We start from the raw sequence: 13,043 nt of genomic DNA on the forward strand, positions 1-13,043 counted from the left end.
GAATTAACGGGCTCCTTTCCCGGCAGCTGCGATGACTGCCTGACGCGGTTGTTGAGGGTGATTAAGCTTGTGCTCCCGGATCATTTCCAGGAAGCGGTCAAACAGGTAGCTGCTATCGTGCGGCCCTGGGGCTGCCTCTGGATGGTACTGCACGGAGAAGGCTGGGAAGCGTTTATGCTTGAGTCCCTCCACCGTTTTATCGTTATTGTTGATATGTGTAATTTCCAGCTCTGTTCCCTCTACGGACTGCTCGTTTACCGAGTAACCGTGGTTCTGGGAGGTGATGAAGCAGCGTCCGCTCTCCAGTTCCTTAACCGGATGGTTGCCGCCGCGATGACCGAATTTCAGCTTCTCAGTATCTGCACCTGCCGCTAGGGCGAAGAGCTGATGGCCGAGACAAATGCCGAAGATCGGATACTCGCCAAGCAATTCACGAATAGTATCTACTGCATGTGGCACATCCTTAGGGTCCCCAGGGCCGTTGGACAGCTGAATGCCATCCGGGTTCAGTCTGCGGACTTCATCGGCAGTCACATTGTGAGGCACGACGACAACATCACAGCCACGCTCGTTCAACTCGCGCAGAATACCACTTTTTGCGCCATAGTCGACCAGTACAATGCGCTCACCGTTACCAGGGCTGCTGTACATATGTGGAGTCGAGGTCATCGGTACCTGATTGCGGAGCTCAGCTATTGTCGTGTCATTCATCATTTCCAGCAGCTCTTCCACGGACTTGGAGGAGGTTGTCAAAATGCCTTTCATCGTACCGTGATGACGGATGATGCGGGTCAGCATCCGGGTGTCAATGTCGCTGATCCCGATAATGCCATATTCCTTCAACAGAGCGTCAACGCTGTATTGTGCTCGCCAGTTACTTGGAACAGGCTCATAGCGGCGCACCGCAAAGCCATGCACATAAGGACGGACGGATTCAAAATCATCACGTGTTATCCCGTAGTTCCCGATCAACGGATATGTCATCGTAACGATCTGACCACAATACGAAGGGTCTGTAAGTACCTCTTGATAGCCTGTAATTCCTGTGTTAAATACCACCTCGCCCGTCTTTTCACCTTCAGCACCGAATGCTGTGCCGGTGAACAGCGTGCCGTCTTGAAGCAATAATCTTGCCTGCATTCCGTCTCACTCCTCTAATTGATCTTGTCTATTAAGCATTCTGCACATATCCTCGCCCAGCCATCTTTCACTTGGCGATTGATTTAGCAAAATGAGTATTATTGTTCTGTTTTTGCGCTCCAGACGATCTGACCATCTACCCAGGTAGCAACCGGCCAGCCCTTCAGCTTCCATCCACCGAACGGTGTATTGTGGCCTTTGGACACGAAGGTCTCTGGGTCCACTGCCTGTTCCTGCTCCAGATCGATCATAGTCAAGTCAGCAGGTGCTCCCTTCGCAAGTCGTCCCGTCTCCAGTCGGAATACCTCTGCTGGGGCCTTTGTCATTTTTTGCACCAGGAATTCGAGTGTCCACAGCCCAGTCTCCACGAATCTCGTATAGAGCAGCGGGAAGGCTGTCTCGAAGCCTACGATGCCAAACGGAGCAAGCTGCATTCCCTTAGCCTTCTCTTCTGCACTGTGCGGTGCATGGTCCGTCACGATCATGTCGATCGTTCCATCCATCAAGGCCTCAATGCAGGCCTGCACGTCGCGTGGACTGCGTAATGGAGGATTCATTTTCCAATTGGCATCCATTCCCGGGATATCCTCTTCTGACAGAATCAGATGGTGTGGACATACCTCCGCAGTCACTCGAATCCCAATCTCCTTGGCCTGGCGAATCAACCTTATGGATTGCTCCGTGCTGACGTGGCATACGTGATAATGTACACCCGTAGCCTCAGCGAGCAAAATATCCCGACCGACATGAATCGCTTCGGATTCATTCGGAATACCCTTCAAGCCATGCTTGGTTGCAAACGAGCCTTCAGCAACAGGTGCTCCCTCTACAAGGGTGTTGTCCTCACAGTGGGCGATGACTGGCATGTCGAGCGCCTGTGCACGGTACATGGCATCCTTCATCATCTGCGCGCTCTGTACACCCACTCCATCATCGGTGAAGCCAATGGCTCCGGCTTGTCGCAGAGCTTCGAAATTTGTCAACTCTCGTCCGAGCTCACCCTTCGTAATCGCGGCGTATGGTAGTACTTTCGCCAATCCAGCTTCCTTCGCTTTGTTCAGAACCAGCTCCACAATCTCCGGGCTATCCGTGACTGGACGTGTATTCGGCATACAGGCGATTGTTGTAAATCCACCCTTGACTGCTGATCTGCTGCCTGTCTCAATCGTTTCTTTATGTTCGAAGCCAGGTTCACGCAAATGTACGTGCATATCGATCAAGCCCGGGATGACCAGCTTGCCGCCAGCATCCACGATCTCCGCGCCCTCCTCCGGACTCGGAAGCTCTTGGCCGTAATATACGCCCTGAATTTGCCCTTCTACTATCTGTACCGCTCCGTTAACCTGCTCACCTTGCTCATTCAACAAGCTTGCATTTATGATCCATTGGGATGTCATGTGCTTCGATTCCTCCGCTTCAAGTCTCTGATCTTTCATCCTTACAGCTTCATAGCCCGTTCCATGACGGCCATTCGAATAGGGACGCCGTTCGACATTTGTGGAAAAATCAGCGATTGCGGACTTTCCACGACCTCGCTATCAATCTCCACATTCCGATTGACTGGAGCCGGGTGCATAATAACCGTATTCCGATTCAGACGCGAGGCTCTCTCTGCCGTCAGACCATATTGCTCACGATAGTGCTCTGCAGATTTCAGCATGCCTTCTGCATGTCGCTCCAGCTGTACGCGCAGCATCATCACAACATCACTGCGCAGCGCCTCCTCCATGGATACATAAGCTGCATGCTCAGCCAGCTCTGGTGCCTGCATATTTGGAGGTGCACAGAAGCGAACCTGCGCTCCGAACTTTTGCAGGGCCCACAGATTCGAGCGGGCAACCCGACTATGCAGGACATCTCCGATAATCGCTACATTCAGACCTCTCAGCTCACCAAATGCTTTGCGCATCGTGTACAGATCCAGAAGGCCTTGCGTCGGATGCTCGTTGTTCCCGTCACCTGCATTGACCAGCGGGACACTGACCGTCTCAGCCAGCTGCTGGAGAACACCTGCCGGCTTCAGCCGGATGACCCCAGCATCAATTCCCATAGATTCCAGTGTACGAACTGTATCATATATGGACTCGCCCTTCTCAACGCTGGAGGCTGCGGAGGCGAAGTTTAGCACCTGAGCTCCGAGACGTTTTTGTGCCATTTCGAAGGAAAAGCGGGTGCGTGTACTGTTCTCGAAAAACATATTCGCTGCGAATTTGCCCTCCAGCACGGGAACCAGCTTCTGCTCCTGCCCTTCCCAGTAGGCTGCACGATCCAGAATGGATTCAATCTCGTTACGGCTTAATTCCTTGAGTCCCAGCAGGCTGCGATCTTTGAGTTTGGTTTGGAGTGCCATCATTCCTGTTCCCCCCGATTCTGGATAATCACGACTTCATCTTTGCCATCGGTCTCCATGAGAGCAACTTCGATCTGCTCCGATCTGGAGGTAGGAATATTCTTTCCAATATAGTCAGGACGAATCGGCAACTCTCTATGTCCTCTGTCCGCCAGCACCGCCAGTTGAATCATACGTGGTCGGCCGCAGTCCATTAATGCATCCATCGCAGCCCGGATCGTCCGCCCCGTGTACAGTACATCGTCGAACAGGATGACTTTCTTGTCCTGGATGCTCACTGGATGGCTCATCTTGAGCTGCTCCGCGCAGTTCTTCTCGACAGTCGCGCTACGATCATCCCGATAAGGCGTGACATCCAGCTCACCCCAAGGAATCGGTGTTCCCTCGATCTCTTCAATCTTGGCTGCCAGCCGCTCTGCCAGATATACACCGCGTGTGCGTATTCCAATGAGCAGACAGTCTCCGATCCCTTTGTTCTTCTCCAAAATTTCGTGGGCAATACGAGTTAGTGCACGGCGTATTGCCGTCTCATCCATAAGTACATGTACTTCACTGCTCATGCTTCCAGCCTCCTCGGGTATCCCTTCCGATATGGTCCCGTGACAGATACAAAAAAAACTCCTTGCCTAAAAGATGGCAAGGAGTTCCTACGACAGAGTACACCTGTCGCTGATCTCATCGGATACAACAAAGCATACCACCGCAGTGGATGCAGTTGTTCCATTCACGTTACCTTGCCAGCCTCACGGGACTGATTTAAAGGTGCTATTCAGATTTCCTTCATGCATTATGACATACAGGAAATGGCCTGTCAACACCTTGCCTGCCGGAGCACCGGAAGCATTTGCAGATTATGAAGTTGTTGAGAGCACGAATCCTTTAGAAGTAAGTTCTGCACATTGCCCAAAAGAAAAGCTGTAATAAGATTCCACACTTACATCGGTTCATTGTTATTGCTTGTAAGTAACCTGAAATTCACCTGGAATGTAAGCCATCTGATCTTCGTTTATAATTATACAGCTTTACTGCATAATTATCCACTCCGATTTTTTTAAGTCTTCTTCCATTTCATATCCTTTAAGCTCAATCCATCTCCACAGTGAGTTGAATGTCGAGTCATCATAGATCTTTGTCCGTATCGCAACCAAATTGCCCAAAGCGAAAAAGCCTCTCAATCCACTTCATGTGGTACGAGAGGCTTCTTTTATCCGATATGCATACTGCTGAAGTTGATCCCAGAGCTTCCGCACAATTGCCCAATTATACATGACAATATGAGCTTCCCATAAATGGAGACAACTCACTACATGTTGTTATATAGGGTAGATTTGATTACTCGACACTTGGAGAGGACGATATTTACTGCTTCTAATCAACTCTAGTCCACTCCGTTTCACCAAATGGTTTCTTGGCCCCAGGAATTACTAGTTTGTTATCGTTAACGGCAATCTCGAACACATGACTTGTATTTTCTACCGAGGTAGTTTTATAGTCTGGGGGAGTTGCTAACGTCCATAGCTCATACTGGAGTTTCAAGCGCGTATTGTTGCTAAAGGAATACGTCCCCGAAAATTCATAGTAATCGTTCTCGCCTTCATAAGTGCCTCTTGCAAATGTGCCGTCTCTAAAGAATTCCATGTACCCATTTGGAATTCCAGCAGCTTTCCATCTTCCAATAATGAGGGTACTTGAATCCAAGCTTGAACTTACCTTCGGCGCTTCTTGTACTACATCTTCTGAAGGTGACATCAAGGATTGGACCGGCTCCGGTTGCAAAGGATCCTCAGGTTGAGTAACTGAGGAATCAGTTGCCTCTGACGAATTGTCTTCAGCATTCGGTGGATCTGTCGTCTCCGACGAATGAGACTTTGTAGTTGATGGAGTTTTCTCGGTTGAAGATGGCTGCAAGGCATTCTGCTTGACCTCTGCATTCTCATCATTTTTAGTGTCTGGTGAAGAATCCGTCGTGGATGAACTGTCATTCGTCTGTAATAGCTGCGGCATGGCTGAAGTAATGTATAAGGCCACTCCTAAAAATAGTACAGCGAATACAGCTACAGAAATAGAAAACACCTTTAATACTTTCATTCCAAACCTCCATCATGTAAATAGGTACAAATATTAACTGCATGCCGCCATAGCCGATGCGGAATAGGAATGACCATTCTTTTTTTGGGTGATCTACTTCCTTAACAAAAAAACACCCCAACAACTTAGCCAGCAGGGTATCACCGAATGCATTCATATGTATTATCTCAAGTATAATAATCCATTGGGTCTATTTTGTAAATAAATATAGTAATTTATTCCTGATTCTTATAGACTATACGCAGTTAATAAGTGAACAAGGGGCAATGATGAAGGTTCTCCCTCTTTTTGTAAAATGTAAAAAGCACCCGCTACTCCCGAAAAGGAAGAGTGAGTGCTCGAAAAGCCAGCTTTATATCAGCGCATGCAGTGCAATATTGGACTACCTGCTGCGTAGAGAAGCAAGTACATCTTCTATATCCTCAGGTAGAGGAGCACTGAATTCAAGGTATTCTCCAGACGATGGATGAACAAAGCCAAGTACCGCTGCATGCAGTGCCTGTCCATCCATTCGGATCCCCTTGTTTCGCCCATACATAGGATCGCCCACCAGTGGATGACCGATGAATTTCATATGCACACGAATCTGATGCGTACGCCCCGTCTCCAGCTTCAGCTCCAGCAGCGTGTAATCGCCAAAGCGCTCAAGTACCATAAAATGAGTCACCGCATGCTTGCTGTTACGCTCTGTCACGGCGAACATCTTGCGATCATTCGTATCTCGTCCAATCGGGGCATCGACCGTGCCTTGATCGTGACTGAGATTACCGTGCACTAGCGCAAGATAACGCCGAGTTACGCTGTGATCCTTAAGCTGGGCAGCGAGCGAGGCATGAGCCTTATCATTCTTGGCTGCCATGAGCAGGCCGGACGTATCCTTATCAATTCGGTGTACAATACCCGGGCGAAGCTCACCATTAATACCGGATAAATCCTTGCAGTGGTACATCAGAGCGTTCACCAGCGTACCCGAGGAATGTCCAGGGGCCGGATGCACCACTAGCCCTCTTTGCTTATTCACCACAATGACATCTCGATCCTCATAGACGACCTCAATAGGGATCGGCTCAGGCTGTAGGTCTACAGCTTCAGGCTCGGGAACAGATAGCTCAATATGATCCCCGATATTCAGCTTGTAGTTGGACTTAACGGCTTGACCGTTGACAAGGACTTTTCCATCCCCAATCCATAGCTGCACCTGAGAACGAGATACATCCGGTAGCTGCTCCGCAATGAATTTATCTATACGTGTCTTGGATTCTTCTGCGATCCATGCCAGCAGCTCCTGCACAGTAGATTCATCAATCTCATCTGTAACATCACTTTGGTTATGGTTATTCTGTTCCATCATGCTGCCCCGTTCCTTTCGCTTGCTCCTGAAGCTTTGTTCGTCTCGAATCCAGAATGGTATCCAGAATAATTAATCCAACTCCGATGCAGATGGAGGAATCGGCTATGTTAAAGATCGGAAACGTATAGCTACCAAAATTAAACTGTGCGAAGTCCACCACTTCTCCCATCAGGGCCCGATCCAGGAAATTCCCGATTGCACCACCCAGCACAAGACTTAATCCCCATGGTAACAGCCGTTGCCCACTCTTAAGAGCTTTTCTCATATACCATATGATCGCAATCACCACAACAATGGTAATGATAATGAACAGCCAGCGTTGGCCCTCAAGTATTCCGAATGCCGCGCCGCGATTCCGATGGGATGTAATCAGAAAGAAATTGCCGATCACTGGGATTTGTTCCCCAAGCTCAAGTCTTGTAGCTATTAAGTATTTGGTGCCTTGGTCCAATAAAAAAACGAGTAGAGCGATTACATAGTACAGCACAGCGATATGTCATCTCCGTTCTTTCTAATTCCGTATTCATTTCTTGCCAATTTCAGACCCGTTCATTGTAGCATAATCGCCCAGACTCAGTCCACGCACCATCTATTTCACTGACCGTATTTTTCCTTCGCTAAAACCATGGCTCTCGGCGCACCCTATTCCTATATTGGAAAGGAGGCCACTTATGTCCCTGTTAGACACGGAGCAGCTGCATTGGCTTCAGAATGAGTTGCTTGACCGCAAACGCAGCATTGAGCAGCGTCTGGAGCATAATGATCATTACGGGCTTGAGCATACACATCGTTATGAGACCGGAGAATTGTCGACCATTGATAATCACCCAGGCGACGTCGGTACTGAAGTATACGAGCGAGCCAAGGATGTCTCCTTGACGGAGCATGATGAGTTCATGCTGGAGCGGATTGACTCTGCCTTGCAGGCCATGAAGGAAGGCAGCTATGGTAGCTGCGCAGAATGCGGAGCAGCGATTCCGTACGAGCGATTGCAGGCCATTCCCTATACCATCTATTGCGTGCAGCACTCCCGGGAGGCGCAAGCTTCAAATAACAGACCTGTCGAAGAGGAATTTTTGTCCCCGCCATTTGGACGTAGCAGTCTTGATGAGCACGAGTATTCAGGCTTTGATGGGGAAGACGCATGGCAAATTGTCGAAAGCTGGGGTTCCTCCAACTCCCCCGCCATGGCCGAGTCCAACGAGATTACCCGTTATGATGACATTGAGATCGAAGCAGGCGATGACCTTGGTGGCTTCGTTGAAAGCTATGAGAACTTCGTCGCTACCGATCTATATGGTCATGATGTCACGGTGATTCGTAGTAAGCAGTATCAGGATTACCTGGATAAAGGTGAAGGCGTTCCTTTACTGGAGACCGAACACGAGGATGAAGAGTAGCACCTGTGGCACCTATATCACCTATTGCACCTGTAACCTAATGTATACATGCTTATATCTCATTCTTATCAGTTCAGTGCTTTAATCGTACGGCCCTAAGTGAGTGCATCTATCTCATAGGGATAATTTGATGCACTCCCAATGCTGTTAATAGCTGGTCAACTCCAGCTGCCGCTGTACGATGCGGACGATATCTGCAATGTAATCCCCGATAATGGGGAGATTCAATGCTCCTAGTACTTGCAGTATATAAATAATGGTCGCCGCAAAAAAAGTGAAGCCGATAGCAATGCCGACGCCTCGGAAGGTACCTGACAACAGGTTCAACCAGATCAGACGCAGAGGACGATTGAGCAGCAGGGCATAGTCGGCTAAGCGAGCATATTCCATCCTTGTAGCCGCACTCCTGATGACCGCCTTCGTGACAGTTCGTTTATCGTGTTTCCCACGGAGTGCATGACGGTTCATGGATTTTCTCTGACGCCGAGTGGTCATCCCTGTGCCTCCTTCATAGCAGCATTAGTCGCTTCATGACCTCAAACAAAGCTAAAACAAAGCTAAAAACAGACTTAAAACAAATCACGAGCCTAGAAGTCATAGCTTCAGGCTCGTGATTTGCTAATCATTACCTATATTGTGTTCCCATGCTTGCTTGATTATTCAGCAATGTGAACGCCGATTGTTTTGCCGCCCGCCTCAACGCGCTCCATCGGCTCAGCATGACCAAATTGCACATCTGTAACCAGTACGTTCTCGCGCAATACGGCATCAAAGGCCGTGATCGCTGTACGAAGCTCATCATCGACATCCAGCGTCAGAGCTACATATTTCTCGATCGGCAGATCCAGCTTCTTGCGGTAATCCTGCACAGCACGAACTACCTCACGAACCCAGCCCTCTTGCTCCAGCTCAGGCGTAATATCCGTATTGAGCGCTACTGTCAGGCCATAGCCAGAAGCCGATGCAAAGCCTTCCTTCGCTTTCTTCTCCACCAGCAGCTCCTCAGCAGTCACCTGCAGCTCCTCACCATCTGGAGATACGATATTCAACAGGCCCTGCTCCACTACCGTACGAGTCTCGGCTGCAGACATGCCCTTGAAATGATTTTGCAGGAACCCAACGTTCTTACCGTATTTCTTGCCTGCTACCTTGAGATTAAGCTTGAGTGTAAAATCAACGAACCCGCTGTCATCTGTCTCTGTACGAATCTGCTTCACATTGATCTCATCCTTGATGATCTCCTCATAATCCGCCAGATGGAAATCATTATCCAGAGATACAATCAGCTCAGATAGTGGCTGACGGGTCTTGAAGCCCGTCTCATTACGCACGTTCCGAGCGAGTTCAACCACACGGCGTGCCGTCTCCATATCCCGTTCCAGCTCCAGATCGATCAGCTGCTCGTTGGCTGCAGGATAATCCTCCAGATGCACGCTTTCCCCACCGCTCAGATTCAAATAGATATCTTCTGCAATCATCGGCATGAACGGCGCAATCAGCTTCGAGGTCGTCAGCAATACCTCAGTCAACGTGCGATAAGCATCCAGCTTATCCTCTGTCAGGCCACTACCCCAGAAGCGATCGCGGGAACGACGGATATACCAGTTGCTGAGCTCATCCACGAAGCCCTCAATAGCTTTTGAGGAATTCAGGAAGTCGTTCACAGCAAGCGCCTTATCGACCTGCACAATCAAGCTGTTCAGTCTCGACAGAATCCAGCGATCCAGCTTGTGGGCAGACAGCTTGAATGGATGCTCTGCTGGGTTGAACCCATCAATCGTCGCATACAATGTCAGGAACGCATGGGTATTGACGAGTGTGTCCACCATCTTGGACTTCGCCTCACCAACAATTCCCTTGGAGAAACGTTTGCTGTTCCAAGGAGCGCTATCAGCCAGCATCGCCCAACGGAAAGCATCCGTTCCGAATTCCTCAATGATCTCCCAAGGATCAATCACATTTCCTTTGGACTTGGACATCTTCTGTCCTTGCTCATCCAGTACATGGCCAGTCGCCATAACAGCCTTGTAAGGCGCTTTACCTGTCAGGAGTGTGGACACCGCCAGCAGACTATAGAACCAGCCCCGAGTCTGGTCAATTCCTTCGCAGATCATATCTGCAGGGAACTGCTGCGCGAAAATCTCTTGATTTTCGAACGGATAATGCTGCTGCGCGAATGGCATCGAGCCGCTATCGAACCAGACGTCGATGACTTCTGGTGTCCGTGTCATCACGTATTTACCGCAGGAGCTGCGAACCTTGATCTCATCTACAAATGGCTTGTGCAGCTCAATATCCTCAGGGACGTCGCCAATCGCCCGCTCCCGAAGCTCTGCGATGCTGTGCGGCGCGAATTCTTCACCGGTCTCCTCACATTTCCAGATATTCAGTGGCGTCCCCCAATACCGGTTACGGCTAATGTTCCAATCCACCAGCTCCTCCAAGAACTTACCGAAGCGCCCTTCACGGACGTGACCCGGATACCAATCCACCTCATTGTTGTTCGCAATGAGCTGCTCCTTGATGGCTGTCGTCTGGATGAACCAGCTGTCCATGGCGTAATACAAGAGCGGTGTATCACAACGCCAGCAGAACGGATAGCTATGCTCATATTTTTCCTTGCTATAGAGCAGCCCCTTATCTGTCAGCATACGCAGGATATCAATATCGCAATCCTTCACGAAGCGACCTGCCAACTCAGTGACTTGCTCTGTGTAGCAGCCTTGGAGGTTAACCACGTTGACGAAGCCAATTCCGTGCTCACGAATGACACGATAGTCATCCTCACCATGCGCTGGTGCCATATGAACGACACCTGTACCACTTGAATCAGTAACGAAGGAGGCACCCAGGATTGTACTTCCACCCGTCACATCTACATAGTTGAATGGTGGTGTGTAGGTCTGGCCCACGAGCTCCGAGCCCTTGAGTGTGCCAAGCAATTCATACTCGCCGTTAATTACCTTCTCCACGAGATTCTTCGCAACGATGTACACTCCATCCTCTTGCTTCACGCGTGCATATTCCATATCAGGATTCACAGCGAGAGCAACGTGACCCGGGAGTGTCCATGGTGTAGTCGTCCAGGCCAGTACATATTCGCCGCTCTCATGAAGCTTGAACTTCGCCGTGGCACTGAGATCCTTGACGTCTTTGTAGCCCTGTGCCACCTCGTGGGAGCTTAGGGTCGTCTGGCAGCTCGGACAGTAAGGACTTACGCGATGACCGCGATACAGCAGTCCTTTGTCATGGACTGTAGCCAGAATGTTCCAGACACTTTCAATGTAATCGTTCTCCAATGTTACATATGGATTATCCAGATCCGTCCAGTAGCCGATGGCTTCCGTCAAGTCACGCCATTGCTGCTCATATACGAAGACACTAGCCTTACATTTCTCTACGAACTTTTCGACACCGTATTCCTCGATCTCATGCTTGTGAGAGATGCCCAGTTCCTTTTGCACGCCCAACTCAACAGGCAGTCCATGTGTGTCCCATCCTGCTTTACGCACGACACGATAGCCCTTCATTGTCTGGTAACGACCAATGAAGTCCTTGATGACGCGGCCCAATACGTGTCCGATATGTGGCTTGCCGTTTGCTGTAGGAGGTCCTTCGTAGAATACGAAGTTCGGCTTTCCTTCCCGATTGCTGATCGACTTACGGAAAATATCCTCCTGCTTCCACTTGTCGAGCACGCGCAGATCGCGTGTTCTGGCCTTTTCCTTGATATCTACTCGTTGCATCCTCATCTTCTTCCTTTCATCTTCAAATCACACTCTGGTGAGTCCAAAAAAACAACACCAAAAAGCCTCGCCCCATAAAGGGACGAGGCTCTGCTCGCGTTACCACCCTGATTCCGACATCTGTCACTTCACCCTATTCTATAGAATGATGAGTAAACAGATCAAACCGGCTCTCTAATCCCCGCCTTCAGCAGGGAGCCACATGATAACGTATGGCATACGGTGACCGCTTACACACGCATAACGCGCTTCAGCTCACTTCTCGGGGAGGATATTCGATCATGCCTTGAACGTTGGCTTGCACCGAAATGCCAACTCTCTGCTGAACAAGCTCATGACGTACTGATTCCCGTCTTGGAATTTATCGTTTGTGATACAGTTGTGCTACAAATATGTCGCAATGCAGATAATATACTCTGATTACCAGCAAAAGTCAACCGCACGACGAATGGAGAAATTAGTAAATCTCCTTCATCTCACGCTCGCGATCAAGAACTTCACGTTCACGATTCTCCAGAGCTTCCCAACCGTCCTGGCTGAGCAGGTCGAGCTGAGCCTCCACCAGTGTACGGAACCTGGCACGATAGATCGAAGCCTGCTTCTTGAGCTCCTCGACTTCAAGTGCGATCTTGCGTGATTTTGCAAGTGCGTCGTTCACGATCCGGTCAGCGTTCTTCTCCGCTTCCTTCACGATGAGCTGCGCTTCCTTCTTCGCGTTGTTCTTGACCTCGTCTGCTGCTTCCTGAGCTACGATAATCGTCTTGCTCAGCGTCTCTTCAATATTCGCAAAATGATCCAGCTTCTCCTGAATGGACAGCAACTCGTTTCTGAGCTCCTTATTCTCGCGAAGCACGATATCATAGTCTTTGACCACCTGATCCAGGAATTCATTAACCTGGTCCTCATCATAGCCGCGAAGTCGACGGGCAAACTCCTTGTTATGTATGTCCAATGGTGATAATGGCATG

The 13,043-nt window shown here is 49.5% G+C and carries 11 protein-coding genes and 1 other annotated feature; of the genes, 1 reads left to right on the forward strand and 10 read right to left on the reverse strand.

Going from position 1 to position 13,043, the window contains the following annotated elements; all coding sequences use genetic code 11:
- Positions 1 to 3: 3 nt before the first annotated feature.
- The 7 genes from carA to lspA all read right to left on the reverse strand — a co-directional run bounded on the left by carA (position 4) and on the right by lspA (position 7,416).
- Positions 4 to 1,140, reverse strand: a complete 1,137-nt coding sequence (gene carA / locus MKX74_RS17800) for a glutamine-hydrolyzing carbamoyl-phosphate synthase small subunit (protein ID WP_018886814.1) — start codon at positions 1,138 to 1,140, stop codon at positions 4 to 6.
- A 98-nt stretch (positions 1,141 to 1,238) separates the two neighbouring features.
- Positions 1,239 to 2,576, reverse strand: coding sequence for a dihydroorotase (locus MKX74_RS17805; RefSeq protein ID WP_341179303.1), 1,338 nt, complete (start codon positions 2,574 to 2,576; stop codon positions 1,239 to 1,241).
- Positions 2,577 to 2,578: 2 nt separating this feature from the next.
- Entirely contained in the window at positions 2,579 to 3,490 is a 912-nt protein-coding gene (locus MKX74_RS17810) for an aspartate carbamoyltransferase catalytic subunit (protein ID WP_404821460.1), read from the reverse strand.
- Complete coding sequence (gene pyrR, locus MKX74_RS17815) at positions 3,490 to 4,050, reverse strand: bifunctional pyr operon transcriptional regulator/uracil phosphoribosyltransferase PyrR (protein ID WP_018886811.1); 561 nt, start codon at positions 4,048 to 4,050, stop codon at positions 3,490 to 3,492. Before pyrR ends, MKX74_RS17810 begins: the two co-directional genes overlap by 1 nt.
- An 808-nt stretch (positions 4,051 to 4,858) precedes the next feature.
- The gene (locus MKX74_RS17820) at positions 4,859 to 5,578 is read right to left on the reverse strand and encodes a hypothetical protein (protein WP_341179304.1); all 720 of its coding nucleotides are present in this window, start codon (positions 5,576 to 5,578) and stop codon (positions 4,859 to 4,861) included.
- A gap of 382 nt (positions 5,579 to 5,960) precedes the next feature.
- The gene (locus tag MKX74_RS17825; protein ID WP_341179305.1) at positions 5,961 to 6,929 is read right to left on the reverse strand and encodes an RluA family pseudouridine synthase; all 969 of its coding nucleotides are present in this window, start codon (positions 6,927 to 6,929) and stop codon (positions 5,961 to 5,963) included.
- A complete protein-coding gene (lspA, locus tag MKX74_RS17830; RefSeq protein WP_025680835.1) occupies positions 6,913 to 7,416 on the reverse strand; it encodes a signal peptidase II in 504 nt (167 codons plus the stop codon). The genes MKX74_RS17825 and lspA overlap by 17 nt, the downstream gene beginning before the upstream one ends.
- 184 nt (positions 7,417 to 7,600) lie before the next feature.
- Between lspA and MKX74_RS17835 the strand changes: the two genes are divergently transcribed.
- Positions 7,601 to 8,329 (forward strand): TraR/DksA C4-type zinc finger protein, encoded by a 729-nt coding sequence (locus tag MKX74_RS17835; protein WP_341179306.1) that lies wholly within the window; start codon positions 7,601 to 7,603, stop codon positions 8,327 to 8,329.
- Positions 8,330 to 8,476: 147 nt separating this feature from the next.
- Here MKX74_RS17835 and MKX74_RS17840 read toward each other — a convergent pair whose 3' ends face one another.
- From MKX74_RS17840 to MKX74_RS17850, 3 genes are all read right to left on the reverse strand, one after another.
- Positions 8,477 to 8,824, reverse strand: a complete 348-nt coding sequence (locus tag MKX74_RS17840; RefSeq protein ID WP_445667281.1) for a DUF5665 domain-containing protein — start codon at positions 8,822 to 8,824, stop codon at positions 8,477 to 8,479.
- Between the two features lie 161 nt (positions 8,825 to 8,985).
- The gene (gene ileS / locus MKX74_RS17845) at positions 8,986 to 12,075 is read right to left on the reverse strand and encodes an isoleucine--tRNA ligase (RefSeq protein ID WP_341179307.1); all 3,090 of its coding nucleotides are present in this window, start codon (positions 12,073 to 12,075) and stop codon (positions 8,986 to 8,988) included.
- 75 nt (positions 12,076 to 12,150) lie between these two features.
- Positions 12,151 to 12,440: a binding site (T-box leader), on the reverse strand.
- 92 nt (positions 12,441 to 12,532) lie between these two features.
- The gene (locus tag MKX74_RS17850) at positions 12,533 to 13,042 is read right to left on the reverse strand and encodes a DivIVA domain-containing protein (protein ID WP_018886804.1); all 510 of its coding nucleotides are present in this window, start codon (positions 13,040 to 13,042) and stop codon (positions 12,533 to 12,535) included.
- Position 13,043: the final 1 nt, after the last annotated feature.

Source organism: Paenibacillus sp. FSL K6-1230 (assembly GCF_038002385.1).
Classification (GTDB): domain Bacteria; phylum Bacillota; class Bacilli; order Paenibacillales; family Paenibacillaceae; genus Paenibacillus; species Paenibacillus massiliensis.

Coding starts and splice junctions, on each gene's coding strand:
- MKX74_RS17825 (WP_341179305.1), bottom strand. CDS start 6,929: ATGATGGAACAGAATAACCATAACCAAAGTGATGTTACAGATGAGATT.
- MKX74_RS17810 (WP_404821460.1), bottom strand. CDS start 3,490: ATGGCACTCCAAACCAAACTCAAAGATCGCAGCCTGCTGGGACTCAAG.
- MKX74_RS17835 (WP_341179306.1), top strand. CDS start 7,601: ATGTCCCTGTTAGACACGGAGCAGCTGCATTGGCTTCAGAATGAGTTG.
- MKX74_RS17850 (WP_018886804.1), bottom strand. CDS start 13,042: ATGCCATTATCACCATTGGACATACATAACAAGGAGTTTGCCCGTCGA.
- carA (WP_018886814.1), bottom strand. CDS start 1,140: ATGCAGGCAAGATTATTGCTTCAAGACGGCACGCTGTTCACCGGCACA.
- MKX74_RS17820 (WP_341179304.1), bottom strand. CDS start 5,578: ATGAAAGTATTAAAGGTGTTTTCTATTTCTGTAGCTGTATTCGCTGTA.
- pyrR (WP_018886811.1), bottom strand. CDS start 4,050: ATGAGCAGTGAAGTACATGTACTTATGGATGAGACGGCAATACGCCGT.
- ileS (WP_341179307.1), bottom strand. CDS start 12,075: ATGCAACGAGTAGATATCAAGGAAAAGGCCAGAACACGCGATCTGCGC.
- MKX74_RS17805 (WP_341179303.1), bottom strand. CDS start 2,576: ATGAAAGATCAGAGACTTGAAGCGGAGGAATCGAAGCACATGACATCC.
- MKX74_RS17840 (WP_445667281.1), bottom strand. CDS start 8,824: ATGACCACTCGGCGTCAGAGAAAATCCATGAACCGTCATGCACTCCGT.